General features: G+C 60.9%; 31 protein-coding genes. 20 read left to right on the forward strand and 11 right to left on the reverse strand.

All coding sequences use genetic code 11. The features are described from left to right. Window positions 1–24: 24 nt before the first annotated feature. The 4 genes from KP003_RS19805 to KP003_RS19820 all read left to right on the forward strand — a co-directional run bounded on the left by KP003_RS19805 (window position 25) and on the right by KP003_RS19820 (window position 2489). On the forward strand, window positions 25–312 hold the full coding sequence (locus tag KP003_RS19805) for a cytochrome C oxidase subunit IV family protein (protein WP_216497181.1): 288 nt from the start codon (window positions 25–27) through the stop codon (window positions 310–312). A 25-nt stretch (window positions 313–337) separates the two neighbouring features. Beyond that, window positions 338–1225: a cytochrome c oxidase subunit II gene (gene coxB, locus KP003_RS19810; RefSeq protein WP_216497180.1), complete on the forward strand. Its 888-nt coding sequence runs from the start codon at window positions 338–340 to the stop codon at window positions 1223–1225. A gap of 65 nt (window positions 1226–1290) precedes the next feature. After that, window positions 1291–2061 (forward strand): protoheme IX farnesyltransferase, encoded by a 771-nt coding sequence (locus KP003_RS19815; RefSeq protein ID WP_216792031.1) that lies wholly within the window; start codon window positions 1291–1293, stop codon window positions 2059–2061. 236 nt (window positions 2062–2297) lie between these two features. Then, window positions 2298–2489 (forward strand): hypothetical protein, encoded by a 192-nt coding sequence (locus KP003_RS19820; protein ID WP_216497179.1) that lies wholly within the window; start codon window positions 2298–2300, stop codon window positions 2487–2489. Between the two features lie 15 nt (window positions 2490–2504). On the opposite strand, the gene KP003_RS19825 is transcribed toward KP003_RS19820, so the two are convergent. The 4 genes from KP003_RS19825 to tdh form a co-directional block, all read right to left on the reverse strand. Further along, a complete protein-coding gene (locus tag KP003_RS19825; RefSeq protein ID WP_216789803.1) occupies window positions 2505–3728 on the reverse strand; it encodes a TonB-dependent receptor in 1224 nt (407 codons plus the stop codon). Window positions 3729–3741: 13 nt separating this feature from the next. After that, window positions 3742–4188, reverse strand: a complete 447-nt coding sequence (locus tag KP003_RS19830; protein WP_216789805.1) for a type 2 periplasmic-binding domain-containing protein — start codon at window positions 4186–4188, stop codon at window positions 3742–3744. Window positions 4189–4379: 191 nt separating this feature from the next. Beyond that, complete coding sequence (locus KP003_RS19835) at window positions 4380–5570, reverse strand: glycine C-acetyltransferase (protein ID WP_216789806.1); 1191 nt, start codon at window positions 5568–5570, stop codon at window positions 4380–4382. A gap of 146 nt (window positions 5571–5716) precedes the next feature. Beyond that, window positions 5717–6760, reverse strand: a complete 1044-nt coding sequence (gene tdh / locus KP003_RS19840; protein WP_216497175.1) for an L-threonine 3-dehydrogenase — start codon at window positions 6758–6760, stop codon at window positions 5717–5719. Between the two features lie 330 nt (window positions 6761–7090). On the opposite strand from tdh, the gene KP003_RS19845 reads away from it, so the two are divergent. The 4 genes from KP003_RS19845 (at window position 7091) to KP003_RS19860 (ending at window position 10110) form a co-directional block, all read left to right on the forward strand. After that, window positions 7091–7882 (forward strand): substrate-binding domain-containing protein, encoded by a 792-nt coding sequence (locus tag KP003_RS19845; RefSeq protein WP_216789808.1) that lies wholly within the window; start codon window positions 7091–7093, stop codon window positions 7880–7882. A 99-nt stretch (window positions 7883–7981) separates the two neighbouring features. Continuing rightward, complete coding sequence (gene cmoA, locus KP003_RS19850; protein ID WP_216789810.1) at window positions 7982–8716, forward strand: carboxy-S-adenosyl-L-methionine synthase CmoA; 735 nt, start codon at window positions 7982–7984, stop codon at window positions 8714–8716. Further along, window positions 8713–9684 (forward strand): tRNA 5-methoxyuridine(34)/uridine 5-oxyacetic acid(34) synthase CmoB, encoded by a 972-nt coding sequence (cmoB, locus tag KP003_RS19855; protein ID WP_216789812.1) that lies wholly within the window; start codon window positions 8713–8715, stop codon window positions 9682–9684. The genes cmoA and cmoB overlap by 4 nt, the downstream gene beginning before the upstream one ends. A gap of 216 nt (window positions 9685–9900) precedes the next feature. Continuing rightward, window positions 9901–10110 (forward strand): hypothetical protein, encoded by a 210-nt coding sequence (locus KP003_RS19860; protein ID WP_216497171.1) that lies wholly within the window; start codon window positions 9901–9903, stop codon window positions 10108–10110. A gap of 87 nt (window positions 10111–10197) precedes the next feature. On the opposite strand, the gene KP003_RS19865 is transcribed toward KP003_RS19860, so the two are convergent. Together KP003_RS19865 and KP003_RS19870 are read right to left on the reverse strand one after the other, a co-directional pair. Next, the gene (locus KP003_RS19865; protein WP_216497170.1) at window positions 10198–10365 is read right to left on the reverse strand and encodes a hypothetical protein; all 168 of its coding nucleotides are present in this window, start codon (window positions 10363–10365) and stop codon (window positions 10198–10200) included. Window positions 10366–10469: 104 nt separating this feature from the next. Continuing rightward, window positions 10470–10847 carry a response regulator gene (locus tag KP003_RS19870; protein WP_216497169.1) on the reverse strand — a complete coding sequence of 126 codons (378 nt, stop codon included), beginning with the start codon at window positions 10845–10847 and terminating at the stop codon, window positions 10470–10472. Window positions 10848–11098: 251 nt separating this feature from the next. On the opposite strand from KP003_RS19870, the gene KP003_RS19875 reads away from it, so the two are divergent. From KP003_RS19875 to KP003_RS19890, 4 genes are all read left to right on the forward strand, one after another. Then, window positions 11099–11278: a hypothetical protein gene (locus KP003_RS19875; RefSeq protein ID WP_216497168.1), complete on the forward strand. Its 180-nt coding sequence runs from the start codon at window positions 11099–11101 to the stop codon at window positions 11276–11278. Window positions 11279–11587: 309 nt separating this feature from the next. Further along, window positions 11588–12607, forward strand: a complete 1020-nt coding sequence (locus KP003_RS19880) for an OmpA family protein (protein WP_216497167.1) — start codon at window positions 11588–11590, stop codon at window positions 12605–12607. A 117-nt stretch (window positions 12608–12724) separates the two neighbouring features. Then, a complete protein-coding gene (locus KP003_RS19885) occupies window positions 12725–12910 on the forward strand; it encodes a type II toxin-antitoxin system HicA family toxin (protein ID WP_236026681.1) in 186 nt (61 codons plus the stop codon). 2 nt (window positions 12911–12912) lie between these two features. Beyond that, window positions 12913–13329 (forward strand): type II toxin-antitoxin system HicB family antitoxin, encoded by a 417-nt coding sequence (locus KP003_RS19890; RefSeq protein ID WP_216497166.1) that lies wholly within the window; start codon window positions 12913–12915, stop codon window positions 13327–13329. An 11-nt stretch (window positions 13330–13340) separates the two neighbouring features. Here KP003_RS19890 and KP003_RS19895 read toward each other — a convergent pair whose 3' ends face one another. After that, window positions 13341–13529 (reverse strand): hypothetical protein, encoded by a 189-nt coding sequence (locus tag KP003_RS19895; RefSeq protein WP_216497165.1) that lies wholly within the window; start codon window positions 13527–13529, stop codon window positions 13341–13343. A 210-nt stretch (window positions 13530–13739) separates the two neighbouring features. On the opposite strand from KP003_RS19895, the gene ovoA reads away from it, so the two are divergent. Genes ovoA through KP003_RS19910 form a run of 3 tightly spaced genes read left to right on the forward strand, consistent with a single transcriptional unit; the run spans window position 13740 to window position 17467 of the window. Further along, window positions 13740–15845 carry a 5-histidylcysteine sulfoxide synthase gene (ovoA, locus tag KP003_RS19900; RefSeq protein ID WP_216789814.1) on the forward strand — a complete coding sequence of 702 codons (2106 nt, stop codon included), beginning with the start codon at window positions 13740–13742 and terminating at the stop codon, window positions 15843–15845. Continuing rightward, the gene (locus KP003_RS19905) at window positions 15842–16999 is read left to right on the forward strand and encodes a MalY/PatB family protein (RefSeq protein ID WP_216789816.1); all 1158 of its coding nucleotides are present in this window, start codon (window positions 15842–15844) and stop codon (window positions 16997–16999) included. Before ovoA ends, KP003_RS19905 begins: the two co-directional genes overlap by 4 nt. Before the next feature lie 3 nt (window positions 17000–17002). Further along, entirely contained in the window at window positions 17003–17467 is a 465-nt protein-coding gene (locus tag KP003_RS19910) for a DsrE family protein (RefSeq protein WP_216497162.1), read from the forward strand. Window positions 17468–17557: 90 nt separating this feature from the next. On the opposite strand, the gene KP003_RS19915 is transcribed toward KP003_RS19910, so the two are convergent. Continuing rightward, window positions 17558–18601, reverse strand: coding sequence for a GMP reductase (locus tag KP003_RS19915; protein WP_216789817.1), 1044 nt, complete (start codon window positions 18599–18601; stop codon window positions 17558–17560). Window positions 18602–18845: 244 nt separating this feature from the next. Here KP003_RS19915 and KP003_RS19920 point away from each other — a divergent pair, with 244 nt between their 5' ends. Further along, window positions 18846–20102: an MFS transporter gene (locus KP003_RS19920; protein WP_216789819.1), complete on the forward strand. Its 1257-nt coding sequence runs from the start codon at window positions 18846–18848 to the stop codon at window positions 20100–20102. 52 nt (window positions 20103–20154) lie between these two features. Here KP003_RS19920 and KP003_RS19925 read toward each other — a convergent pair whose 3' ends face one another. Beyond that, window positions 20155–21162: a tRNA dihydrouridine synthase gene (locus KP003_RS19925; RefSeq protein WP_217300726.1), complete on the reverse strand. Its 1008-nt coding sequence runs from the start codon at window positions 21160–21162 to the stop codon at window positions 20155–20157. Window positions 21163–21307: 145 nt separating this feature from the next. Continuing rightward, window positions 21308–21811, reverse strand: a complete 504-nt coding sequence (locus tag KP003_RS19930; protein WP_216497159.1) for an FKBP-type peptidyl-prolyl cis-trans isomerase — start codon at window positions 21809–21811, stop codon at window positions 21308–21310. Between the two features lie 219 nt (window positions 21812–22030). Here KP003_RS19930 and KP003_RS19935 point away from each other — a divergent pair, with 219 nt between their 5' ends. Next, on the forward strand, window positions 22031–22237 hold the full coding sequence (locus KP003_RS19935; protein ID WP_216497158.1) for a MerR family transcriptional regulator: 207 nt from the start codon (window positions 22031–22033) through the stop codon (window positions 22235–22237). A gap of 98 nt (window positions 22238–22335) precedes the next feature. Here the strand turns inward: KP003_RS19935 and KP003_RS19940 are convergent, their stop codons facing one another. After that, window positions 22336–22794 (reverse strand): hypothetical protein, encoded by a 459-nt coding sequence (locus KP003_RS19940; protein ID WP_216497157.1) that lies wholly within the window; start codon window positions 22792–22794, stop codon window positions 22336–22338. Between the two features lie 230 nt (window positions 22795–23024). Here KP003_RS19940 and KP003_RS19945 point away from each other — a divergent pair, with 230 nt between their 5' ends. From KP003_RS19945 to KP003_RS19955, 3 genes are all read left to right on the forward strand, one after another. After that, on the forward strand, window positions 23025–23672 hold the full coding sequence (locus KP003_RS19945) for a YceH family protein (RefSeq protein ID WP_216497156.1): 648 nt from the start codon (window positions 23025–23027) through the stop codon (window positions 23670–23672). 9 nt (window positions 23673–23681) lie between these two features. Next, window positions 23682–23978 (forward strand): DUF2288 domain-containing protein, encoded by a 297-nt coding sequence (locus KP003_RS19950; RefSeq protein ID WP_216789824.1) that lies wholly within the window; start codon window positions 23682–23684, stop codon window positions 23976–23978. 140 nt (window positions 23979–24118) lie between these two features. Beyond that, the gene (locus KP003_RS19955) at window positions 24119–24850 is read left to right on the forward strand and encodes a DUF1847 domain-containing protein (RefSeq protein WP_217300178.1); all 732 of its coding nucleotides are present in this window, start codon (window positions 24119–24121) and stop codon (window positions 24848–24850) included. Window positions 24851–24926: the final 76 nt, after the last annotated feature.

Consider the following 24926-nt stretch of genomic DNA (forward strand, 5'->3'; position numbering starts at 1 on the left):
TAACCTGTTTTTCCGGAGAGTAGCATGACAGAGGAACACGCGGAACACATCCTGAGTTACGGAAAACTGACCACCGTCTGGGTGACGCTGCTGGTCCTGACCGCGGCGACCATCATGGTCACCCGGGTCGAGCTGGGGGTCTGGAAGGTCTGGGCGGCGCTCGCCATCGCCAGCATCAAGTCCGGGCTGGTGATCGCCTTCTTCATGCACATGAAGTACGAGCCGCGGCTGTTCAGGATCATCCTGTTCGTGGCGCTCTTCACCCTGGCGGGCTTCATCGGGGGAACCTTCTTCGACGTACTCTACCGTTAAAGGGGCGAACGTGGAAAATCAGCTTATGACAACGACGCAAGCCGTCGACCCGGTGTTCAAGTTCCTCTTCGGCGCCTGCACGGTGCTCCTTTTGGGGATCACCATCACCATGATCTACTTCGTGGTGCGCTACCGCCGCTCCAAGAACCCTGAGCCGACTTCCCAGGTGGCGGGAAGCCCGCTTCTCGAGGTCGTCTGGACCCTGCTCCCGACCCTGCTGGTGATCGGCATGTTCTACTACGGCTGGACCAGCTACCTGTCGCTCAGAACCGTGCCGAAAAACGCCATGCAGGTGACGGCAGAGGGGCGGATGTGGTCCTGGAACTTCATCTACGACAACGGCAAGAGCAGTCCGAAGCTCTACGTGCCGGTCGGCAAGCCGGTGCAGGTGAACCTTATCTCCAAGGACGTGGTGCATGGCTTCTACGTTCCCGCCTTCAGGATCAAGCGCGACGTTGTGCCCGGTATGAAGAACCACGTCTGGTTCGTGGCGACCAGTCCAGGCAGCTACGATCTCTTCTGCTCGCAGTATTGCGGGACCGGACATTCCGCGATGATCAGTACGGTCGAGGCACTGCCGCCGGCGCAGTTCGCGGCGTGGCTCGGGCAGAAGCCGGCCGGCGTTGGGGCAAAGGGACAGGAGCTCTTGCAGCGGTACGGCTGCCTGGGGTGCCATTCCCTGGACGGCACCCCGAAGGTTGGGCCGACCTTCAAGGGGCTTTACGATAGCCAGGTCAAGGTGACCCGCGGCGGCAAGCCGGAGACCGTGAAGGCTGACGAGAAGTATCTGCGCGAATCCATTTTAGACCCCGGTGCGGCCGTCGTGGAGGGCTTCCCCCCGATCATGCCCAAGACCGAGATGCCGGAAGCAGAGCTGAAGGCGATAGTGGAATTCCTGGAAGGGGAGAAGTGATCGCGGCTGCAGTTTTGAAAAAAAGCAAAGGGCTCTACCGCCTGTTCCGGCTCCCGCTTTCGTTGATGAACGCGGCGGCGGCCCTCGGCGGCTACCTGCTCTGTCGGACCCGGCCGGATTCGAAGGCGCTTGTTCTCTGTGCGGGTGTGGCCCTGATGGCCTGCGCCGCCTCGGCATTCAACCAGGTGCTGGAGCGCGACCTCGATGCCCTGATGAACCGCACCAGGTTCCGTCCCGTCGCCTCGGGGGAGCTGGGACCGCTGGGCGGATTGTCGATCGCCCTGCTCGCCCTCGGGGGTGGGGTGCTGCTCCTCAACCAGAGCGGTCTCCTGCCGCTTTGCCTCGCCCTCTTTACACTTCTTTGGTACCTCCTCGTCTACACCCCCCTCAAGCGTCGCACCCCGTTCGCCCTCCTGGTCGGCGCCGTCTGCGGAGCGCTGCCGCCCCTCATCGGGTGGAGCGCGGCCGGGGGTGCTCCGGCCGACTTCAGGATCGTCCTGCTCTGCGGCATCCTCTACCTGTGGCAGGTGCCGCACTTCTGGATGCTGCAGAAACGGTACGCCGAGGACTACCGCCGGGCCGGGGTGCCGCTTTTCGTGCCGCGTTCCTTCCGTGGGCCGGCACCGTTTCTGGTGCTCTGGCTTCTGGCCACCGTCGCGGCAACGCTGATGCTGCCGGTTTTCGGTCTGATCGCGGGGCAGAATGCCCCCCTGTGGTGTCTCGCCTTCTGCCTGCCGTTGTTGCTTTATCCGTTTGAGCGCTGGGAAGGTGCGGCCTTCGCCGGCGTGAACATCTTTCCGGCTCTGCTTACCCTGGCGCTGTACGGAACTCCTTAAGCTGTCGATTCGCGTTATCTCCTCCTCCCTTTCCCGCAGGGAACGAGGATGAGGGGCGATACCTCTCTCTTCAAAGCGAGCGGCCAGACCTCTCTTTGGAAGCTCCCTCCCCCTCCGGAAGAGGGTCGGGGTGAGGGCGTTGCAATAGGCAAGGATCTATTTTCGCGGCAGTGCCCTCAGCCGGCCTGCGGCCACCCTCTCCCAAAGGGAGAGGGAACTGAAGAGGGGATTTATCGATGGGAGAAAAACAGAAGTGCGAGCACCCGGCACGGCACAAGGCCCACATGTGCAAGCTGAAGAAGGACGGCAGGATGGAGGAATTCGACCGGCACACCGAAAAGCCGATCGTCTACTGCAACAAGTGCAAGGTGCAGGCGAACGACCCGCTGGTGGTCTGCAACCCAAGGAGCATCAAGGTTTCGAGCTAGTCCGCTGAGCCCCGCCTAGAAAAATACCGTTGCCTTGGTGGCGAGCAGGTACCAGTTCCGCTTGGAGGCCTCGGTGTACTCGGACATGTTCCACGTCCCATCGATCAGGTGTCCTTCAACCTTGAGCACCAGGTTGCGCACCGGGTCGAAACGAAGTGTCAGCACCTTTTCCTTCTGCCAAGTCTGCCAGGGAGCCCCCACGCCCAGTTCCTCGAAGGTCGATCCATCGCGGTGATGCCGGTCAGCGTAGATCTCCGTGTAGTACCCCCCCAGCTCGAACCAGTCCGTGAAACGATAGGCGGCGCTGACGTACCAGCCGTCGGAGGCCTGCTTGGAGGTGAAGTTCTCCAGGGACGGGTTCTGGTAGTCCGCCGACACCGTGTAGTTGTCCCGCTGGTACTCGGTGGCAAGGGTCAGGTCGTCAAGGACGTACTCGATGCCCAGTATGTAGCGGTGCCAGGAATCGAACTTCCATTTTGCCGTGACCGGGGTGGTGGCGGAGGTGACCGGATCGGTGTAGATCCCGGTGGCGGTGCCGTCGAAGGAGGTGTGCAGCCCGCTGAACGTGGCACGCACCCCGACCGGCGTTCTCCATTCCAGGTGGTGCACGAACGCGGTGGCGGAGTTCACGTCGGTGGTGGTAAGGGGGGCGTCCACGGTGGAGATGTAGGCCGAGTAGTTCCTGGCCGAAGCGCCGTCCAGGGGGATCGGGGTGGTGCCGATCTGGAACTGGTAGTTCACCGTGCCCGTCGACCCGGCAGGGATCGAGCCGTAGATGCTTGCACCGGTTATGGCGTTCACCGAGTCCCGCTCGTAGTCGTAGTACTCGTTCTGGGGCAGGAAGATGAAGGTGCGCGCGGCGTCGTTGTCACGCGACTCGTTGTACAGCCCCAGGGGGATCTTGATCTTCCCGGCCCGAAAGCCGAGCCAGTCGGTGACGCGGTAGTCGCCGAAGGCCCAGTCGAGGGTGATCTTGTCCTTGCCGTAGCTGCCGCGGTCCATGGCCAGCAGCTGCAGGCCGACGCGCAGGTCGGGGTTGACCTCCTTGGAGAAGTTCACGGCGAAGTCGTTGAAGTTGAAAGAGCCCTCCCCGCTGTTGGATACGGGGAAATTGTTGTCAGGGGAGGTCTTTATGTACCCCTGCGAGGCGAAACCGTGGATCTCGACGCCGGCTAGTTCCACGGCGTGGGCCGATCCGGCAAAGGCGAGCAGCATCATCGCAGTCAAAGCTTTCTTCATATCGAAATCTCCCCTACTTGATGACAATGGTTTTTACGGCATCGCCCGTCTGTCCGTGGGCTATGAACCCGATGGCATTGGGGGTCCTGGCGACGAAATCGATCATCTGTTGGGTTTCGGTGAAGGCGGGAGGCATGGACGCCTTCCCGGTGGTCACCATCCGGACCCAATGCTGGTCGAACTGCGAAGGGGTCTTGCCGAGGATCGCCTGCAGGAACTCCTTGAGCGTCCGCTCCTCTTCCAGCACCGCGATCTTGATGTGTTTCCGGTTGCCCCACTTCACCTTTTCGCCGAGGTAGATGCCCTGCAATTCGGCCTTGGTCAGGGTGCTTTCCACGACGCTCTTGTTCGCGATGACGATGAAATTGGCCGCATGGGCAGAAGAGTGACCCCAGACGATCAGACACAACAGAAGAAGAAATTTTGACCCCGTGATGCAGAGCCGTTTGGGGTATGACATGCAGCACCTCCCGAGGGTTGCAATTCACTTAAAAGTGTCTGTTACTGACACGGATGTTGTTTTGAGTGTTTATCGGATGGCACAACAGACAGCTTAAGTCGAAATATGAATAAACTAAGGGATGAGTGTGTGAACACCGAAGGCGAAGATTCCCTCCCCCTGCCGTCAAGGGGGAGGGGGGTAAAGCATGATCAGCCGATCACGCCGAGCTCGCGGCCGATGCGGGTGAAGGTGTTGAGCCCCATTTCCAGGTCATCCTGCGTGTGAGCGGCGCTGATCATCACGCGGATCCGTGCCTTACCCTGCGGAACGGTGGGAAAGCCGATGGGCATGGCGAAGATGCCGGGCTCCGCAGCGAAGAGCCTGCGCGAGAACTCCTGCGCCACGGTCGCTTCCCCCAGCATGACCGGGGTGATGGGAGTGACGCTCGCCCCGATGTCGAAACCGGACTGGCGCATCCCTTCCTTGAAGTAGCGCGTGTTGTCCCAGAGCTTTTGCACCAGTGCGGTGCTCTCCTCCAGGAGGTCCACGGCGGCGAGGCAGGCGGCCGTGTCTGCCGCGGTCACCGCGCTGGAGAAGAGGAAGGGACGGGCCTTCTGCCGGATCCAGTCGATGACCACCTTTTTCCCGGCGATGACCCCGCCCATGACTCCGAACGCCTTGGACAGCGTGCCGATCTCCAGGTCGAATTTGCCGTTGAGGTGGAAATGGTCGACGATGCCGCGCCCGCCACGGCCGAGCACCCCTTCGCCGTGGGCGTCGTCCACCATGGTGATGATGCCGTGACGCTCGCAGAGCTCGAAGAGCTTGTCCAGGGGGGCGACGTCGCCGTCCATGGAGAAGACCCCGTCGGTGATGAGGAGCGCCCGCCGGTACTGCCCGATGTTCTCGGTGATGACCCGCTCGCAGTCGGCGAGGTCGCAGTGCTCGTAGACCAGGATCTTTGCCGATGACAGCCGGCAGCCGTCGATGATGCTGGCGTGGTTCAGTTTGTCGGTGAAGATCACGTCCCCTTTGCCGACCATGGGAGGGATGGCCGCCTGGTTGGCGCAGAAGCCCGACTGCACGTAGAGCGCGTCCTCAACCCCCTTGAACGCCGCCAGGCGCTGTTCCAGCCTGCGGTGCAGTTCCAGCGTCCCCGCGATGCTGCGCACCGCCGCCGGACCGACACCCCACTGCTCGACCGCCTCCTGCGCCGCCTTCTTCAGGCGCGGATGGTTGGCGAGTCCCAGGTAGTTGTTGGTGCAGAAATTCAGCACCTTCTTCCCGTCCACCACCATCCAGGGGCCGCAGGCCGAGCCGATGGTGCGGATGTTGGTCCTAAGCCCCTGCTCTTCCAGGGCCTTCATCTCTTCGGTTATCCAGGCGAATTTGTCGCTCATCTCTCGTAACTCCTCTCAAGTCCAAGTCCCTCTCCCTCCGGGAGAGGGTGGCCGAAGGCCGGGTGGGGGCGCTGGCGGCTACTCATCTGCTTCGTGGGAACCCCTCACCCCCGCCCCTCTCCCTAAGGGCGAGGGGAGACCTTCCGCTACTCCTCCACCCAGTTGAGTATGACCTTCCCGGCGTTGCCGCTGCTCATCACCTTGAAGGCCTCCTCGAACTCGGTGTAGTGCATCCGGTGCGTGATCACCGGGGTGAGATCCAGCCCGATCTTGATCAGCGACTGCATCAGGTACCAGGTCTCGTACATCTCTCGGCCGTAGATCCCCTTGATGGTAAGCATGTTGAAGATCACCTGGTTCCAGTCGATGGCGAGGTCCCCTGACGGGATCCCGAGCATGGCGATCTTGCCGCCGTGGCACATGTTGGCGAGCATCTCCTTGAAGGCGTTGCCGTTGCCCGACATCTCCAGGCCCACGTCGAATCCCTCCTTCATCCCCAGCTCCTTGCGCACGTCCGCGAGGGTCCTCTCCTTTACGTTGAGCGCCACCGTTGCCCCCATCTTCCTGGCGAGCTCGAGGCGATAGGGGTTCATGTCCGTGGTGACGATGTAGCGTGCCCCGGCGTGGCGGGCGATGGCGGTAGCCATGATACCGATCGGCCCCGCCCCCGTGATCAGCACGTCCTCCCCCAGCACCGGGAAGGCGAGTGTGGTGTGGGTCGCGTTGCCGAAGGGGTCGAAGATGCTCAGGATCTCCATCGGAATCGAGGGGTCCGCATGCCAGACGTTGGTCACCGGAATGCAGATGTACTCCGCAAAGGCGCCGGTGCGGTTCACCCCCACTCCGTTGGTGTCCTTGCACAGGTGCCGTCTCCCCGCCAGGCAGTTGCGGCACCTGCCGCAGACGATGTGCCCCTCGCCCGAGACGATGTCCCCGATGTTGAGGTCGGCGACGTTGCTCCCCATCGCAACCACCCGTCCCACGAACTCGTGCCCGATCACCATAGGCACCGGGATCGTCTTCTGGGCCCAGGTGTTCCAGTCCCAGATGTGCAGGTCCGTGCCGCAGACCGCAGTCTTGTGCACCTTGATAAGGACGTCGTTGATGCCCATCTCCGGTACCGGCACCTCATCCAGCCATAGTCCCGGCTTGGGGTATTTCTTAACCAGCGCGCGCATGGTCTTTTGCATGATGAACTCCTCGACAGTGGTGGCCGTTTCGGCTCATTAATGTTACCAACAACGTTTCCCTTGTAAATAGTGACATGGCAAAACATGGCAAAGCGCCACCGATGACAGATGGATACTTTTGAATAAATTGATATTGCTTTAAAAAAACTCCAGACGAGCCTATCCAAGTTCAAACTGACGCATGGAATAGATTTTGTAAAATCCTGTGTTGATTATTGACAAGAATTGGATGATATTGGGCCGGAATATTTGCAGTAAAGTCTATGCGCCTGAGGCTTGTCACAGGTGCTGTTCATAAAGAAACACGATGTAATGCGCAGGAGGGTTGTAATGAAACGATCTGTTTCACTCTGCATGCTGGTCATCGCCGTCTGCTTCAGCGCAGGGTGTACGACGTTCAAAAAAGATGCGGCAAATCAGACTTCGACACCTGAGGTGATCAGGATCGGTGGTGGCGACACCGCACTGACCGAGGTCATCGCACCGGTAAAGGAGACCTTTGAAGACGAAAACCCGTCTCTGCGCCTGGTCACCGTGCAGAGTAAACCGGGGACGGAGCTGGCGGACCTTGACAGTGGCTCCCTCGATGCCGTCGTCTCGACCCTCGACCTGCAGACTTTCCTTGAGCGAGCAGCTGCTAACGAAACGGCGCTGGACGGAGATGAGTTCCGGGAGGTGCCGGTCGGTACCAACGAGACCGTCGTCTTTCTCAACCAGGGCGTAAAAATCAAGAAACTGACCAGAAAGCAGTTAAAGGCGATCTTCACCGGCAAGATCACCAACTGGAAGAAGGTTGGCGGCCCTAACCGGCACATTGTCGTGGTCTGGTCCCCGGCCGCTGACGGGGAGAACGAGCTCTTCATCAGAAAAGTGCTGGAGGGTGAACAGGTTGTCTCCAGGTTTCTTCCGGTGGCAAGCGTCGAGGAAATGAGAGCGAAAGTGCTGGAGACACCCGGCGCCGTCGGCATCGGTCCCAGCGCGTTGGTTTCCCGCGGCGTGCGGGTCCCGGGGACGGGGAGCCTGACCGTCGTCGCGTCGGTCATGCTGATCACCAAGGGAGAGCCCTCGCCGAAGGTGCAGAAACTGCTCGACCTTCTCAAGGACGTGGCATTCCTGCGCTGAACCGTCTTGGTCGCTTATTCAACAAGGGGTTGATGTTCGGCAGCAAACCCGCTATCTTCGACTTTTTACTGATTGCCAGTCTAAAAGGACCTGAAGACAGTGACAAAGACGAAGGATGCTATCTACGCGGCGCCGCTGCAGGAATTGATCGATTTCAAGTTCGACGAACGGGTCGTCGCAGTCTTTCCCGACATGATCCAACGCTCGGTCCCGGGCTACGGCATGATCATCTCCAATATCGGGATCCTCGCCGGGAAATACGCCCAGGCCGGGAGCCACTGCTACGATCTCGGCTGTTCCCTCGGGGCGGCCACCCTCGCCATGCGCCAGCGGATCAACCAGCCGGAGTGCGACATCATCGCCGTCGACAACTCCCCGGCGATGATCGAGCGGGGCCGTGAGCTCCTCGCCCGCGATGCCGGGCCGACCGTCCCGGTGACCATGGTCTGTGCCGATCTCCAGGACGTCACGGTCGAGAACGCCTCGGTGGTGGTCCTCAACTTCACCCTGCAGTTCATTCCCCCGGCGCAGCGCCTGGAACTGATTCAGCGGATCCACGCCGGGCTCAGGCCTGGCGGCATCCTCATCCTCTCGGAAAAGATCGCCTTCAGTGAGCCGGAACGGCAGCATTTTCATGTAGAGCTGCACCACGACTTCAAGAGGGCCAACGGTTACAGCGATCTGGAGATCAGCCAGAAAAGGTCCGCGTTGGAGAACGTGATGATCCCGGAGACCCTCGCCTGTCACCACGAGCGGCTGAAAGCGGCCGGATTCACTTCCTCTGAAGTCTGGTTCCAGTGCTTCAACTTCGCCTCGCTGGTCGCAATGAAATGAACTTCTACGACTCCCTCTATCCCCAACTCGTCGATATGGGCCATGAGCGCTGGGCAGAGCAGCTGCAGGCGACCCTGCCGGAGAGACTGCTCCTCGAAAGCCACGGCAAGCTGTCGGGGTGGCAGAGCGCCCTGCAGTCGCTGCCGGATATACTCCCATCCCGCATCGAGCTGCAGGACAGTGTCACCATCGGATCCGATGCCGATCTCGGCGAAATAAGCCGTGAAGACGTCATAACGCAGCTGCGGGCTTTTCACCCCTGGCGCAAAGGCCCCTACAATTTCTTTGGCATCGGGATCGATACCGAGTGGCGCTCAGATTGGAAGTGGGAGCGCGTTGTGCCACACATCGCGCCGCTGGCCGGACGAAGGGTGCTCGACGTCGGCTGCGGCAACGGCTATCACGGCTGGCGCATGCGCGGCGCCGGCGCCGACTTCGTTCTCGGCATCGAGCCCTTCCTGCTTTCGGTGCAGCAGTTCCAGGTCATGCAGCGCTACCTTCGCGACCCGCGGCACCACGTCATCCCCATCGGCATCGAGGACGTTCCCCCGAATCTCGCCTGCTTCGACAGCGTCTTCTCGATGGGAGTCCTGTACCACCGTCGTTCTCCCCTCGACCATCTTTTCGAGCTCAAGGGATGCCTGCGCCCAGGAGGAGAATTGATCCTGGAGACGCTCATTGTGGAAGGCGACGAGGCTACGGTATTCATGCCTCAGGGACGTTACGCCAAGATGCGCAATGTCTGGTTCCTCCCGTCCATTGCCGTGATGACCCTGTGGTTGCAGCGCTGCGGGTTCACGCAGATTGCCTGCGTCGACACCAACCGCACCAGTCGGGAGGAACAGCGTTCGACGGAGTGGATGCAGTTTGAGTCGCTGGCGGATTTTCTTGATCCTGATGACGCGGAGAAGACGATTGAAGGGCACCCGGCACCGCTGCGGGCGATATTTACAGCGAAGAGGCCGTAGCTAACTGGTACCAGGCGGTACCTAAGCGGAAGCGGACCGTGTTTAAGAAAATGCAGACCAGAGTTAACAAAAAGCAGGTCGTAGTTAATTTAAAGACGGTCGTATTTAATTTAAAAAAGGTCGTAGATTAAATAAACCGGGCTCTTCATTAAGCACCACCCCTCCTTCACGGGGATAAAAGGGGGCGTTGACGCCAAAAGTGAGGGGAGAATTGCGATGGTGAAGGGCGCTTCGGCTAAATTGCAGGGGCTTGTCGTGTTTGAACCGCTTTGTTTAACAAAAAGCGGCCCTCGTTTTTTTAAAGCAGGTCTTACATTAGAAAAAGCGGGTCTACTTTTATTTAAAGTGACCCCTATATTAGAAAATGAACGCCTCGTTTCCCTAAAAGGTGGTGGTATGAGGGGGCGAGGAGTTGGCCTGGCGTGATATGAAGGGGCGGCTTTTACCGAAACTCCCCGACGGGGAATCCCAAACGGCCAAGGACCGTTCCGTCGGGGCAGCTTTCGAGAAAAACTACCTGCGCCCACCGTACGGACCGCGTCCATAGCGGCCATCGTAGTCGTTGTAATACCCTCCGTGATGCTGTCCGCGGTAATAATCATCGAACGGCACGACAACACAGGCCGACAGCAGTGACGGTAACACCACTAGTGCGATCAGATACCGGATTTTCTTTTTCATCTCGAGTCTCCTTTTTCCCCGGGGCATGTTGCCACCGTCTACAGGTTAAAAGGAAATTGAGGATGAAATATGGAACAAAGAAGAAAATACGCCAGTTTGCCGTTTCAGGCGCCGCACAGGACTTGCTTGATGGTGTCGTAAATCTCTCTTGGCTCGAAAGGTTTCTTGAGTATCCCCTTGGCCCCGACCTTCATCACCGCGTTGGTGTCACTGGGGCAATCCGAGGCGCTGCTGGTCAGCACATTGGCGTTTTTGTTCAGCGCGATCATCTCCCTGGTGGCGTCGATACCGTTTTTGACCGGCATGTAGACGTCCATTATCACGATATGCGGGCGATGTGTGAGAAACATCCGCACCGCCTCGATTCCGTCTGCCGCCTCGGCAACTACCGTGAACCCGATCCTGCTGAGGATATCGCGCAACGAATCACGATAAAACGCCTCGTCGTCGACTATCAGTATCCGTACGTCCTTCAGGGCCATTGTTCCTCCTTTGCGCTTGGCGCCCAAGAATTTTCCAGAAGAAGCTGCGATGGCTGCGTTGCAATTGCGGGATCATTCGGGTCAATGCCTACCCGTCTTCCGTGGATTTATAGAACTTTCATTCTCGTACGTCAATTAGAATATATGAAGTCTGGAATACCAAGATTTCCCAGCTTCGAGGGGGAAGTTCGCCAACGTCACGGGAGACCTGCTATGATAGGGGCATCAACTCGCACGAAAAGGAGAACGACATGAGCGAGAAGGAAAGCTGCCCAAAACCGAAACAACACCCGGCGCATATGTGCCAGTTGAAACATGAGGGGAGGATCGAAGAGATCGACAAGCATTCGGCCAGACCTAAATTCGTCTGCAACCGGTGCCGAGCCAAGGCGGACGAGGAGGATTACCTCTGCAATCCGCGGTCACTGTAGCACCGCGCGCCTTTACGTATCGACGGCCGCTGACCCGCAACGGCGGCCGTCTTCTCAAGAGCCTACGAAGTGATGATCCTCAAATCAGCACAGCACACCCACCAACAGTGTGAAGACAAATTAATTCCGACCTCTGCTGGAATACCTAATCATTTCAATGTAAGTTTATATCCGCCGGCTTGGTATGTGTTGGCTGCGACTGCAGATCAACCAATATCCGAAGTCGGCTGTTTTTATGATCCCGCCCCCTGTTCCAGTCGCGACATTCCGACTGACAGTAGAATGGGAAAAATGTGATAAGGAGGCAACATGAGAAGAGAGAAACAGTTGAAGGGGGCTTTGCTGCTGGCAGCTTTGGTGTCGGTGGGAGCCATGTCCGGCTGCGCCCACTACGAGGTGAACAACGGGCGCGGCAATATCCCCGGCTACTACATCGTCGCCGACGTCCAGCAGGCGGACAAAGCCGTGGAAACGGCACGCGCCGAGGGAAAGGACAAGCTCTGCCCGGCCGAGTTCGCGCAGGCCGAAGCCGCCAAGAACCAGGCCTACGACGTCCTGAGGGCCTGCCACACCGAAGAAGCGATTGCGCTCGCCAAGGATGCGACCGCCAAGGCCAAGGCTCTCTGCCCGGCCAAGGCTCCCGAGCCGCCCAAGCCCGCGCCCAAGGCGGTCGAGCCGCCGCCCCCCGCCGCTCCCACGGACCAGTTGACCATCACGCCTGCTTCGGTCACCAAGGGAGACTCCGTCACCCTTAACTGGCAATCAAGCAACGCGACCAACTGCGTCATCGAACCGGGCATAGGGCCGGTGCAGCCGGCGGGGTCTATGGTCATTACCCCGCAGGACAGCGCCAACTACATCCTGACCTGCACCGGTGCCGGTGGCAGCGCGAAGAGCATGGCGAAGGTCGACGTGGCGGTGCCGGTGCCGGCGCCGAAGCCCGCACCGGTCGTGGTCGTGCCGCCCCCCGAGCCGGCCAAGCTGTGCAAGCCTACGGTGATCAACGTAAAGTTCGACACCAACAAGTCTGACATCAAGGCCGAGTACCACAACGAGCTGAAGGCGCTGGCCGACTTCCTGAAGGAGTTCCCCAACGCCAAGGGGACCATCGAAGGGCATACCGACAGCGTCGGGGACAAGGCCGCCAACATGAAGCTCTCGCAGCGCCGCGCAGACAGCGTGCGCAACTACCTGGTCAAGAACTTCGGCATCGCGCCGGACCGCATCAAGGCGGTAGGGTACGGGCCGACCAAACCGGTGGCGAGCAACAAAACTGCGGCAGGCAAGCAGCAAAACCGCCGCATCGAGTCCAACTTCAGCTGCGACTAGCGTTCCGTACAAAATGGCCGTAAAACAAAAGAAGGCGTCCCCTGCCACGCAGGGGGCGCCTTTTCGTTTGAGAAAGCGACTTGTTGACTTACACCTTATATGTTGTATATCATCCGAATGACCGGGAAACAGCTTAAAAAGCTGCTGCTGGAATCGGGATGGCGGCTGGATCGTATCTCCGGCAGCCACCACGTCATGATCAAGGATGGTCGCCGCTCGATCCCCGTCCCCGTTCATGGCCATGCGGACCTGCCCAAGGGGCTGGTGCATGCGGTCCTCAAACAAGCGGGAATAAAGGAATAGAAATGCTTTCGTACGCCGCACGCATAAAAAAAGAAGCAGACGGTTACTTGGTAACCTTTCCTGACTTTGATAACGTCATGACCTACGGCCTCACGATCGAGGAAGCCCTGCTCAATGCTGAGGAAGCGCTGAACGGTTGCCTGGAGTCGGATTTTGAGCGGAATTTCAAAATACCGGAGCCGTCTCACATGAGTGGGAAGAACGTGCACCAGATCCCGGTGGCGCCGCACGTCGCAGTCGCAATCATGCTCCGGGCCCTGCGTGCCGAGCGCTCGCAGATGGAAATCGCAAAGCAGTTGAACATTGCCTACCAGGTCTATCAGCGCCTGGAGAATCCCCGCAAGGCGAACCCTACCATCAAGACGCTCGAGAAGATCGCCAAAGTCTTTGGCAGACGTGTCGAACTCGGCTTCGTTTAAGCCAACCGCCTTTATTTCCTGATCAGATCGGCCACCGCCCCGGCTCCCCGCAGCACCCCTTCGAGATTCACCACCGTTCTTCCCCCTGACAGGTCGCTCTGCTCGCTTACCTTCAGGCCGTACTCTCTGAGCCGGTCACCGACGTATTGCGCCGCGTCATTAAGCGCATGGCAGTTGGCGAGGCGCAGGCAGCTACCCACACTATGGCTGACTTGTAATTTATAGAACGACTCCTCCCGGGAGCCTCCAACCTGCGAAAAGGATGAAGTTATCACCCGCGGTGTCAATATCGGGACACTGTCACCTGACCCGGCGACGACGCCTGCAGGAAAAGTTCTGGTATCATTTGAAACGGCTGCTTCAGTCAGAAGGAAAACTGCGTGTGACAGCAATAAAACCTGGGGGCGGACATGGATCTGAAAAAAACTCATAGCGTGGTATTGAACGAAGGCGATCCTGAACAGAAACGCGCCGAGATACTTGAATACTTCAACGCCACGTTCACGATAGATGAGCTGCTCTATGACACCTTGAAGGATGACGGTGCCTTCTACCTGAGGGCGGATCGGCTGCGTCACCCGCTCATCTTCTACTTTGGGCACACCGCCTCGTTCTTCGTCAACAAGCTGGTGATCGCCCGGCTCATCGAAAAGCGGATCAACCCGCGCCTGGAGGCGATGTTCGCGGTCGGCGTGGACGAGATGTCGTGGGACGACCTGGACGAGACTCACTACGATTGGCCCACCCGGGGCGAGGTGAAGGCGTATCGCGACCAGGTGCGCGAGTTGGTGACAGGGCTGATCAAGACCCTGCCGCTCACCCTCCCCATCACCTGGGAGAGCCCCTTCTGGGCCATCGTGATGGGGATCGAGCACGAGCGGATCCACCTGGAGACTTCCTCGGTGCTGATCCGACAGCTCCCCATCGACCGGGTGCGCCGCCACGAGTTCTGGGAGATCTGCCGGGATGCGGGCGCCCCCCCGGAGAACGAGCTGGTTCCGGTTCCCGGAGGAGAGGTGGTGCTGGGCAAGGAAGAGGGGCATCCGCTCTACGGCTGGGACAACGAGTACGGTCATCACGAGGCTCAGCTGCAGGGGTTCGCCGCATCGAAATATCTCGTGTCCAATCGCGAGTACCTCTCCTTCGTGGAGGCCGGCGGGTACCGCGAGGAGCGCTGGTGGAGCGAGGAGGGGTGGCACTGGCGCAACTTCAAGAATGCCGAGCACCCGCTGTTCTGGGTGGAGCGCCCGCATGGCTGGGGGCTGCGCACCATGGTGGAGGTGATCGATCTCCCGTGGAACTGGCCGGTGGAGGTGAACTACCTGGAGGCGAAGGCGTTTTGCAACTGGTTCGCCGACAAGACCGGGAAACGGCTCCGTCTTCCCAGCGAGGACGAGTGGTACCGGATCTACGACGTCGCAGGCGTGCGCGATCCCCAGGAGTGGAGCGAGGCTCCCGGCAACATCAACCTCGCCTACTGGGCGTCGTCCTGTCCGGTGGACCGCTTCCGCTTCGGACAGCTTTTCGACGTCGTCGGCAACGTCTGGCAGTGGACCGAAACCCCCATCTACGCTTTCCACGGGTTCCGCATCCATCCCTGGTACGACGACTTCTCGACGCCGACCTTCGACACGCGCCACAACCTCATCAAGGGGGGCTCCTGGATCTCCACCGGCAACGAGGCGACCCGCGAGTCGCGCTACGCCTTCCGGCGCCACTTCTTCCAGCACGCGGGCTTTCGTTACGTGGAAAGCGACAACCCGGTGCAACTGCACGAAGATCCCTACGAGACCGACGCGCTGGCGGCGCAGTACTGCGACGCCCACTACGGCCCGGAGCATTTCGGGGTGCCTAACTTCGCGAAGGCTTGCGCAGACGTCTGTTTGGAGCTAACATCCGGGCGCGCCAGGGGGCATGCCCTCGACCTCGGCTGCGCGGTGGGGCGGGCGAGCTTCGAACTGGCGCGGGGCTTCGAAAGGGTTACGGGAATCGACTTTTCCAGCAGGTTCTTTAGGCTGGCGGCCCGGATGCAGGAGGAGGGGTACCTGCGCTACGCCATTTCCGAAGAGGGGGAGATCGTTTCTTTCCACGAACTGAGCCTGGAGGAGCTGGGGCTTGCCGCGTTGCGTGACCGGGTGCAGTTCTACCAGGGGGATGCCTGCAACCTGCCGGATAAATTCTCCGGCTACGACCTGGTGCTCGCCGCGAACATCATGGACCGGCTCTATTCGCCGCGCCGATTCCTTGCGGGCATCCGCGGCCGGCTCAATCCCGGCGGTCTCCTGGTGCTGGTGTCCCCCTACACATGGCTGGAGGAATACACCAAGAAAGAAGAGTGGCTGGGAGGGTACCGGGAGGCGGGGGAGCCGGTGTGGACCCTGGATGGCCTAAAGGCAGAGCTGTCGCCTCATTTCCGGATGCTGGGTGAGCCGCGCGACGTTCCGTTCGTGATACGGGAGACGCGCCGCAAGTTCCAGCACGGCATTTCCGAACTGACCGTATGGGAGCTTAAATGACGCAGAAGAAGTTCGATTTCGACGAGATCATCGACCGGCGCGGCACCGCGAGCGAGAAGTGGGACAAGTACCGCGACCGCGACGTCATCCCCCTTTGGGTGGCGGACATGGATTTCCGTTCGCCCCCCGCCATCATAAAGGCGCTGCACGAGCGGGTGGAACACGGAGTCTTTGGCTACACCGCGCCGCCCCAGGGGCTGGTGCAGGCGGTGATCGACTCGCTGCAGGCGGAATACGACTGGCAGGTGCGGCGGGAATGGATCACGTGGTTGCCGGGGCTGGTGACCGGGCTCAACGTGAGTTGCCGGGCGGTGGGGGAGCCGGGTGACGACGTCGTTACCTTCACACCGGTCTATCCCCCCTTCATGTCGGCGCCCCCACTCTCGGGGCGCAACGCGATCAACGTGCCGCTCGTTTGCGAAGCGGGTCGCTGGGGCCTGGACCTGGAGGCGCTGGAGGCCGCGGTGACACCGAGGACGAGGCAGCTCCTGCTGTGCAGCCCGCACAACCCGGTGGGGCGGGTTTGGACCCGTGAGGAACTGGTCGCCCTGGATGAGTTCGCCGCGCGGCACGACCTGGTGATCTGCAGCGACGAGATCCATGCCGGCCTGGTCCTCGAACCGGGCGTGCGGCACATCCCGATCGCCACTCTCTCCCCGGAGACCAGCCGGCGCACCATCACGTTGATGGCTCCCAGCAAGACCTACAACGTGCCGGGGCTCGGCTGCTCCTTCGCGGTCATCTCCGACGACACCTTGCGGCGGGCCTTCAGGAAGGCGATGGGGCGCATCGTGCCGCACGTGAATCTCTTGGGCTACACCGCCGCCGAGGCGGCATATCGCGATGGGGAGGAGTGGCGCCGGGAACTGCTGGAATACCTGCGCGGCAACAGGGACCTGGTGGAAGAAGAGGTGACCGGGATGGGGCTCTGTGCGGCGCGGGTCGAGGCGACCTACCTTTCCTGGATCGATCTGCGCAAGACGGGGATCGAGGACCCGGTCCGCTTCTTCGAAGAAGCCGGTGTCGGCCTCTCCGGCGGGAGCGACTTCGGCCTTCCCGGCTACGTGAGGCTCAACTTCGGCTGCCGCCGGGAACTCTTGAAGGAAGCGCTCAGGCGCATGAAGGCGGCCCTTGAGGGGTTGCCCGGGAGGTGACGGATGCTGAGACGACTGTTGTTCTCCTTGCTGTTCCTGCTGCTTAGCGTCGCTGTCGCGGGGGCGGCCCCTAAAGCGGAGGACCACGACGCCCTGGCGGGATTGAAGAGCGCACGGGTCATCTTCGACGCGCGGGTGCCGGACTGGGAACGGCTGGTCTTCAACCTCGAGCTGATCGCGGAAACCTTCGACGGCATGACCGCGCAGGGGGTACGGCCGGAAATGGTGGTCTCCTTCCGCGGCCCCGGCGTCAAGCTTCTGACCGCACCGGTGATCAACAAGGAGGCGCTGGAGCTGATCAGGGAGTTGAAGAAGAAGGGCGTGCGCTTCGAGGCATGTGCGGTCGCCATGAGGGTGTTCAAGGTCGATCCGGCCCTGCTCGTCCCGGAGGTGAAGCTGGTCGGCAACGTGCTGACCTCGCTGATCGGTTACCAGAACAAGGGGTACGCGATGATCACCGTCAACTGAAGGCGCCGCACCACCGTGGCGACTGCCGTCATTTCCCCCTCTCCCGTCTGCCGGCCGGAGCCTGTTGAGGGCGAGGGGAAACAGGCGGCCCTATCCGAAGATCCTGTTCTCCTGTTCCTGCACCCTGATGAAGGTCGTGCGCTTGGTCAGTTCCTTGAGCGCGGCGGCCCCCACGTAGGTGCAGGCGGAACGCACCCCCCCCAGGATGTCGCGCACCGTCTCGTCAATCGGCCCCCTGTAGGGAACTTCCACCGTCTTTCCCTCCGATGCGCGGTAATGGGCGACGCCCCCGGAGTGTTTATCCATAGCCGTCGTCGAACTCATGCCGTAAAAGAGCTTGAACTGCCTCCCGCCGCGCTCAACGATCTGGCCGCCGCTCTCGTCATGGCCGGCGAGCATCCCTCCCAGCATGACGAAATCAGCCCCGCCGCCGAATGCCTTGGCGACGTCCCCCGGACAGGTGCAGCCACCGTCGGAAATGATCCTTCCACCCAGCCCGTGCGCGGCATCGGCGCACTCGATCACAGCAGAAAGCTGCGGATAGCCGACACCTGCCTTGATGCGGGTGGTGCAGACCGAGCCGGGACCGATCCCCACCTTGACGATGTCGGCGCCTGACAAGAGGAGCTCTTCGACCATCTCGCCGGTGACCACGTTGCCCGCGACGATAGTCTTGTCGGGGAAGCCGTCCCTCACCTTCTGCACGAACTCGACGAAGCTCTCCGCGTAGCCGTTGGCAACGTCAATGCAGATGAACTGCAGCTTCGGATGATTCGCGATGATGGCGGAGAACTTTTCGTAGTCGCTGTCGGAGGTGCCGGTGCTGACCATGATCCGGTTGTAGATGTCGTCACCCTGGTCATGGTTGTCGAGCCAGGCATCCCACTCGGCCACCGTGTAGTGCTTGTGGAGTGCGGTCAGCATCCCGTGCTCGGCAAGCCGGTCCGCCACCTCGAAGGTCCCGGTGGTATCCATGTTGGCGGCTATGACCGGCACGCCGCTCCAGTCGTACTTGCTGTGCAGGAACCTGAAGTGCCGCTGCAGGTCGACCTGGGCCCTGCTCTTCAGGTTCGATCTCTTTGGTCTGATCAGCACGTCGCTGAACCCCAGCTTAATGTCGCTTTCCAGGAACATCTCATATCCTCCTTCGGGTTCCCTTTGCTCCCCTTTCCGGGGAGCAAAGGGCTTAAGGTGCCAATGGCCGGGCGAATGATTATTCGCCCCTACAGGGTCACGTGCGCGAGGACCTCGCTCGCACTGACACAGCCAGTAAGAGAGTACCGGAAAACACAATGTCCACAAGGTGCATGTGATTCCGCACGCTTGGTTGAGTTTGACCAAGCGCTGTGTTAGAGTGCGCGGCGGAGGAGCGTATACAATGATCGACGAACGTCAGCGCCGCCAGCGCTGGTTGATTTTTTTCATCCTGTCCCTTATCTACATCCTGGTCTACTTCTATCGCGTATCGCTGGCCGTGGTCGCCAAGGACGTCTCTCGCGACCTGCACCTCACCCCGGCCCAACTGGGGTCGCTCTCCAGCATCCTCTTCTACGTTTATGCCGCTGCGCAGATCCCGCTGGGGCCGATGATCGACCGGCTGGGGAGCCGCGTGGTGATCAGCGGTTGCGGCGTGCTGACCGCCATTGGGGGGATCCTCTTCTCGCAGGCGGGCAGCATGGGGCAGGCACTGGTCGCGCGCATCCTCATCGGCATCGGCACCGCCTCGGTATTGATGGCGACCTTCAGCCTTTTCAGCCACTGGTTTACCAGGCAGGAGTTCGGTAAGGTCTCCGGCCTGATGGTCGCGGTGGGGAACATGGGAAACCTGGCCGGGACGGCGCCGCTGGCGCTGGCGGTGGCCTGGATCGGATGGCGCAACTCGTTCCTCGCCATCGGCGTCATGCAGGCCTTGGCCACGGTGCTGGTCTTCTTGCTGGTGCGCGACCGTCCTGCGGTGGCCGTGGAAGGTGCCGGCGAGCCGGCGCCGGTGAAGATGGGGATGTTGCAGGCGTGGAAGCACATCACGACCAACCGGGACTTCTGGCTCTTGGCGGGGCTGGCCTTCGCCTGGTACGGATGCTACCTGGCGGTGCAGGGGCTGTGGGGGGGGCCGTACCTGATGGAGGTGCTCAAGCTGTCGCGGGAGGAGACGGGGCGGATGCTGATGTTCACCTCGATCGGGTTCATCTGCGGCAGCCTGGTGATCGATTCCATCGCCCGGAAGCTGGCGCATTCCTACAAGAAGACCTTTCTCTGGGGGCAGATACTGCTGCTGATCCTGATGACCGGCTTCCAGGGGCCGCTCGATCATCTCCCCCTGCTGCTATTGGGCGCGTATTTCTTCTGCCTGGGGCTGGCCGTGTCGAGCGGCGTCATGATCTACCCGATCAACCGCTCCATGTTCCCGGTCTCCATCGTCGGCACCGCGCTCACCTCCATCAACCTCTTCGTATTGTTGGGGGCGGCTTCCGTGCAGCAGATCATGGGGATGGTGCTCGACGCCGTGGGCAAGACCACGCCGGAGGCGACGGCGCAGGCGTTCCATTCGGCCTTCCTGGTCCCTGTGGGTATCCAGGCGGTGGCCGCGGCCCTGTTTTTCTTTGCAAGGGATTACTGGGAAGAGGCTAAGGGGTAGATGCTAGAGGCTGGGGGACTCGTGACTCGTTACTGGGGGTGGGGACTAAGGACTAAGCTGCTAGGTCTTCTACTGCGGCGCGGAAGGCGTGCAGGTTCTTGGCACGCTTGAGCTGCTTCAGCTCGCGCTCCATTTCGTGGTCCTCCACGTTGGAGACCACACCCTTGATCTTGCCCAGCACCTGCATGTCGCCGCAGAAGAGCTTGCCGTAGAGAGGAAGGAGGTCGCTCAGGTAGCGGTGCAGCATGGCACGCCTCTCGGCCAGGTCGGGAGCGGCGGCGGCGCGGCCGCGCAGCCTCTGGAAAAGCATCGGCTCGCCGATGCCGCCGCGGCCGAGCATGAGGCCGGCCGCCTCGGTGCGTTCCAGCAGCTCCAGGCCGAAAGCGGCGCTCCTGATGTCGCCGTTGGCGATCACGGGAATGGCGGTCCGCTTGATCACCTCCGCGGTGACGGCGTGGTCGGCGAACCCTTCGTAGGCTTGGCGCACCGTGCGCGGGTGCAGCACCAGGAAGTCGATCCGGGAGCTCTCGAAAAGTGGGAGCAGCGAGAAGATCTGCTGCGGGTCCTCGTACCCCGCACGGATCTTGACCGAGAAGGAGCCGCGTATTTCCTGCCGCAGCGCCGGGATGATCTCCTGCAGCAGTTCCGGGCGCTTCAGCATCCCGCCACCGGTCAGCCCGCTGGTCATACGCCCGTAGGGGCAGCCCATGTTCAGATTGATGTGCACCGCGCCCGCTTTCTGGGCGGTCCGCGCCGCGGCGACCAGCGCGTCCTTTCCGTGCCCGATCAGCTGGACCACCAGCGGCACCCCGTTCTCTTCGGCGGCGCACTCGCGCACGTCCCCCGGCATGAGGAGCTTCTTCTCCGACTGGGAGTTCACCCGCATGAATTCGGTCCAGACCACGTCCGGGCGCACCCATTTCGTGAACAACTCGCGCAGCGCGCGGTTGGTGAGCCCTTGCATGGGGGCGAGCATGAGCGGCTTCTCTCCCGGGTTCCAGGGGAGCACGTGCTTCGCTTGCGGATTGGCGGCGGGAATGGTTGTTTCTGAGGTATGCATCTTCTTCAAGGAATGACGCGCCTCTGCATGCGGGGAGGCGGCTCGTGGTTCGACGCCGTTTTCGTTGTGAATCGTGTGGGGGCGAATGATTCGCCCCCACATTTCAGTCAGTGCAACGGCGCCCCCGCAAACAGGGACGGTTTATCTAGAGGACTTCCAGCAGCTCGATCTCGTAGGTGATGTCTTCGCCCGCCAGCGGGTGGTTGGCGTCGACCACGATGGCGGTCTCGTTCACCTCGACCACGACCACGTCGACCGGCTCGTCGTCGTCGCCGGTCAGCTCCAGCTCCATGCCGACTTCCGGCTCGATGTCGCCGGTAAGCTGCTCGCGGCTGATGGCGAAGACCTCGTCCTCGTCGTACTCGCCGAAGGCGTCCTCGGCCGGGATCACGATGGTCTTCTTCTCGCCGGGGGCCATGCCGACCAGGGCCTCTTCGATCTGCGGGAAGAACTCCTCGTTGCCGATGGTGAATTCCATCGGGCCGGATTCGCCGCAGCCGCAGTCGTCGTCTTCGCAGCCGTTATCGCCGCATCCGCAATCGTCGTCTTCGCAGCAACCGGTGTCGAGGGTGGTGTCGATGATGGTGCCATCTTCCAAGCTGCCGGTGTAGTTGATCCGTACTTTGTCGCCTTTCTTTGCAATTGCCATTTTTACTCGGTTCCTTCTCATGGGGTTGATGTCTAGCTCCAGGCTATTCCCGGATGGTACGTGGGACGGTGCCCGCTAGTCCAGCAAAATCTGGTGCCGGTCCTCTTTTTTTGTTTGCTGTGACTTTCAGGTGCCGGCTTTGTCAGGACAATCGGCACTTTACTGCACGGGTCTCCTTGTGGAATCATTACCATATGGGGGGGAAGGAGGATTCAGGCCATGTCGGAAACGAAGAAGAAAGTGACGATGGAAGAGTGGAACTCCAGGTTCAGGTCCCTCGGGGTGGACGACAACCTCATGGGGCACTGGCACACCCTGTTCGAAAGGGAAAACCCTTCGGGGCACCAGAGTTTCCTGGAATGGCTGGGACTCCCCGAGGAGCGGATAGCGCAGGTGCGCGCCAAATCCGCGGAATCGAAAAAATAGCCCCAAAAAAAGAAGCCGCCACGATAGCGTGGCGGCCTTCTCGAAAGCCGGCTCTTCGCCCCTTAGGGGCGTTTCTTTTCTTTAAACTCGACCTCAGCCTATTTGGAGCCTTTCTTCACCGCGAAGCTGTAGCACTGCAGGTAGGTGAGGACGGTGAGCAGGAAGCTGTAGATGATGATGCTGAGGATGAAGGGATCCGGCGGGGACGCCAGGGCGAAGATGAAGTAGAAGCCCAGGACGGACATCTTGGCCACATCGGTCCATCTTTTTTTCTTGGCGAACTCCTTGGCCTCCTCCTGGGTCGGTGACATCCCGGCGATGGCGAGGTCCCGCTCGGCTTCCTTGGCGGCGAACCTGAAGATGGGGTAGAAGAGCAGCAACTGGATCACGAAGGCATAGACCACCCCGTTCATGAAGCGGTAGCCCCTGCCCACTGCCTGCAGCCGCTGCTGGAAGTTGACCGCGGTATAGATCAGCAGGGCGATCAGCCCGAACTGCGCCACGGTAAATATCTTTATCGTCTTGTTGATCTTCTTCAGATCCAGGTTAACCGCCATGTCATCTCCTTGCGCGGATTTGCTGCTGCCGCCTTAACTGTGCCATACCATAACAAATAAAATATTGTTATACAACAGAAGAGTCTTCGCTGCCGCAACCGCTCTTTTTGCATTGAACCATGTCCGGGAATCTAGTAAGTTGGAGCGACTTCACGCCCGGGTATGGCATAAGGTGCAATCCCCGTTGTTTTATTGATGACCAGAAGCCCCCGGATAAAGGAGCTTTCCCCATGGATGTGACCCTTAACGCCATCGAAGTTAGAGTGCTCGGTTCCCTGATCGAGAAGGAACTGACCACGCCGGAGTATTACCCCCTTTCCCTGAACGCGCTGGTGAACGCCTGCAACCAGAAATCGAACCGTGACCCGGTTGCCAACCTCGATGAGACCGAGGTGACCGGCGCCCTCGACACCCTGCGCTTCAAGCAGTTCGCCCTCCTCTCCGGCGTTGGCGGCAGGGTGTCCAAGTACCGTCACGCGTTGGTGGAAAAGTTCCGTTTCACCCCGGCCGAGCTTGCGCTTTTGTGCGAGCTGATGCTGCGCGGCCCGCAGACGGTGGGGGAGCTGAGGACCCGCGGCGAGCGGATGCACGCCTTCGCCGACCTTGCCGAGGTGGAGGCGGTGCTGCAGGACCTGATGGAGAGGACGCCTCCGCTGGTGACGCGCCTGCCGGTTCAGCCGGGACGCAAGGAGCCGCGCTACTGCCAGCTCTTGTCGGGCGAGCCTGATCTCGCCGAACTGGCCGCTGCGCCGGAAGCTTCGAGGGGGGGCGCGGACAGCAAGCGGATCGCGGAGTTGGAGCAGGAGGTTGCCGGCCTGCGCGAGGAGGTGGCGGCCCTGCGCCAGACCATCGCCGATTTCAAGAAATCTTTCGAATAGGAGTTTGACATGACCGATGCCAAGGAGGAACTTGCCACCAAGGTTGATATCGCCGACTGGCTTTCGCTCAGGGCGCACCTGGAGCGCGGCGGGGTGATCGTGGTGGACCCGCTGCTGGAGCTTGTCGAGGTGGGGGCGGCCCTCGCGGCGGACGAGGTGCAGGCGGTGCAGCGCTGGCTCTCTTCGTCCCTTTTGACCAAGCCGAGCCTCGAGCAGGTAAAGAAATGGGATGCCGAGAAGGGGAAGATCTTCAACTGCCTGATCGTCTCCCCCTACGTGTTGATCCAGGAGCCGGTAAACCCTTGACGCAAAGGCGCGGAGGCGCCAGGACGCAGAGAGACGCTTTGGCTGGGGAAAGCCAGCAGCTCAAATTTTCATGACGGCCTGCCTTTACGGCATGGCGTCTTCGGTTAATCGTCTTTGGTTGGAGCTTACAAGGAGGAGACATGGAAAAGGAGTACGCCGAGGTCACCTGCGCGAGCTGCAGCGCGGTTTGGCAGAAGAAAGGGACCACCAACTGCTGGAGCGGAGATCCGGCCACCGCGCCGCCCAGGCCCGGGAACTGTCCGGCCGACCGGCATGCCGCCGTGGTGAAGGAAACGGCGGAGCTGATGAAAGGGGAGAGCGAGGACGCCAAGATGGCGTTCGTGGCGGCCCGCGTCGAGGGGCTTTGCTACCAGCCCATCCCCGGCAGCGACGCGGTGAACGCGCGCTGGACCCGGGTCGAGGACACCATCGCCTTCGCGAAGCTCATGGGTTACCAGAGGATCGGTATCGCAACCTGCATCGGCCTGCTCGACGAGTGCGAGCGGCTGGTAGCCATCCTGAAGGCCCAGGGATTCACCCCCTTCAGCGTCTGCTGCAAGGCGGGGAGCATCGACAAGAAGGAGTTGGGACTGGCCGAAAGCGACAAGGTGCGCCCCGGGACCTTCGAGCCCGCCTGCAACCCGATCGCACAGGCGGAGATCTGCAACAGCCTCGAAACCGACATGAACATGATCGTCGGCCTGTGCGTCGGCCACGACATGCTTTTCAACAAGTACTCCAAGGCCCCGGTCACCACGCTTGTCGTGAAGGACCGCGTCACCGGCCACAACCCCGCCGCCGTCCTCTACGGCCAGAATTTCTATTACAAGAGGCTGCAAAAGGGGCCTATGGTTATAGAATCGGTTACTTAACTCGGCACCAGGAGAAGGCCAGGCAGCACCATGCAAAGGAGCTGGATCGGAGTATGGGTGGCAATAAGAAGAGGAC

The organism is Geomonas diazotrophica, from assembly GCF_019063885.1.
In the GTDB taxonomy this organism is placed as follows: domain Bacteria; phylum Desulfobacterota; class Desulfuromonadia; order Geobacterales; family Geobacteraceae; genus Geomonas; species Geomonas diazotrophica.

Excerpts from the sequence above, each read along its gene's own strand:
- KP003_RS19935 (WP_216497158.1), top strand. The coding sequence starts at position 22,031 with ATGTCGGAAACGAAGAAGAAAGTGACGATGGAAGAGTGGAACTCCAGG.
- KP003_RS19890 (WP_216497166.1), top strand. The coding sequence starts at position 12,913 with ATGCTTTCGTACGCCGCACGCATAAAAAAAGAAGCAGACGGTTACTTG.
- KP003_RS19865 (WP_216497170.1), bottom strand. The coding sequence starts at position 10,365 with ATGAAAAAGAAAATCCGGTATCTGATCGCACTAGTGGTGTTACCGTCA.
- KP003_RS19825 (WP_216789803.1), bottom strand. The coding sequence starts at position 3,728 with ATGAAGAAAGCTTTGACTGCGATGATGCTGCTCGCCTTTGCCGGATCG.
- KP003_RS19945 (WP_216497156.1), top strand. The coding sequence starts at position 23,025 with ATGGATGTGACCCTTAACGCCATCGAAGTTAGAGTGCTCGGTTCCCTG.
- KP003_RS19940 (WP_216497157.1), bottom strand. The coding sequence starts at position 22,794 with ATGGCGGTTAACCTGGATCTGAAGAAGATCAACAAGACGATAAAGATA.
- coxB (WP_216497180.1), top strand. The coding sequence starts at position 338 with ATGACAACGACGCAAGCCGTCGACCCGGTGTTCAAGTTCCTCTTCGGC.
- KP003_RS19870 (WP_216497169.1), bottom strand. The coding sequence starts at position 10,847 with ATGGCCCTGAAGGACGTACGGATACTGATAGTCGACGACGAGGCGTTT.
- KP003_RS19875 (WP_216497168.1), top strand. The coding sequence starts at position 11,099 with ATGAGCGAGAAGGAAAGCTGCCCAAAACCGAAACAACACCCGGCGCAT.
- KP003_RS19920 (WP_216789819.1), top strand. The coding sequence starts at position 18,846 with ATGATCGACGAACGTCAGCGCCGCCAGCGCTGGTTGATTTTTTTCATC.
- KP003_RS19910 (WP_216497162.1), top strand. The coding sequence starts at position 17,003 with ATGCTGAGACGACTGTTGTTCTCCTTGCTGTTCCTGCTGCTTAGCGTC.
- ovoA (WP_216789814.1), top strand. The coding sequence starts at position 13,740 with ATGGATCTGAAAAAAACTCATAGCGTGGTATTGAACGAAGGCGATCCT.
- KP003_RS19835 (WP_216789806.1), bottom strand. The coding sequence starts at position 5,570 with ATGAGCGACAAATTCGCCTGGATAACCGAAGAGATGAAGGCCCTGGAA.
- tdh (WP_216497175.1), bottom strand. The coding sequence starts at position 6,760 with ATGCAAAAGACCATGCGCGCGCTGGTTAAGAAATACCCCAAGCCGGGA.
- KP003_RS19880 (WP_216497167.1), top strand. The coding sequence starts at position 11,588 with ATGAGAAGAGAGAAACAGTTGAAGGGGGCTTTGCTGCTGGCAGCTTTG.
- KP003_RS19905 (WP_216789816.1), top strand. The coding sequence starts at position 15,842 with ATGACGCAGAAGAAGTTCGATTTCGACGAGATCATCGACCGGCGCGGC.
- KP003_RS19925 (WP_217300726.1), bottom strand. The coding sequence starts at position 21,162 with ATGCATACCTCAGAAACAACCATTCCCGCCGCCAATCCGCAAGCGAAG.
- KP003_RS19805 (WP_216497181.1), top strand. The coding sequence starts at position 25 with ATGACAGAGGAACACGCGGAACACATCCTGAGTTACGGAAAACTGACC.
- KP003_RS19950 (WP_216789824.1), top strand. The coding sequence starts at position 23,682 with ATGACCGATGCCAAGGAGGAACTTGCCACCAAGGTTGATATCGCCGAC.
- cmoB (WP_216789812.1), top strand. The coding sequence starts at position 8,713 with ATGAACTTCTACGACTCCCTCTATCCCCAACTCGTCGATATGGGCCAT.
- KP003_RS19955 (WP_217300178.1), top strand. The coding sequence starts at position 24,119 with ATGGAAAAGGAGTACGCCGAGGTCACCTGCGCGAGCTGCAGCGCGGTT.
- KP003_RS19820 (WP_216497179.1), top strand. The coding sequence starts at position 2,298 with ATGGGAGAAAAACAGAAGTGCGAGCACCCGGCACGGCACAAGGCCCAC.
- KP003_RS19915 (WP_216789817.1), bottom strand. The coding sequence starts at position 18,601 with ATGTTCCTGGAAAGCGACATTAAGCTGGGGTTCAGCGACGTGCTGATC.
- KP003_RS19830 (WP_216789805.1), bottom strand. The coding sequence starts at position 4,188 with ATGTCATACCCCAAACGGCTCTGCATCACGGGGTCAAAATTTCTTCTT.
- KP003_RS19815 (WP_216792031.1), top strand. The coding sequence starts at position 1,291 with ATGAACGCGGCGGCGGCCCTCGGCGGCTACCTGCTCTGTCGGACCCGG.
- KP003_RS19930 (WP_216497159.1), bottom strand. The coding sequence starts at position 21,811 with ATGGCAATTGCAAAGAAAGGCGACAAAGTACGGATCAACTACACCGGC.
- KP003_RS19845 (WP_216789808.1), top strand. The coding sequence starts at position 7,091 with ATGAAACGATCTGTTTCACTCTGCATGCTGGTCATCGCCGTCTGCTTC.
- KP003_RS19885 (WP_236026681.1), top strand. The coding sequence starts at position 12,725 with ATGACCGGGAAACAGCTTAAAAAGCTGCTGCTGGAATCGGGATGGCGG.
- KP003_RS19860 (WP_216497171.1), top strand. The coding sequence starts at position 9,901 with ATGGTGAAGGGCGCTTCGGCTAAATTGCAGGGGCTTGTCGTGTTTGAA.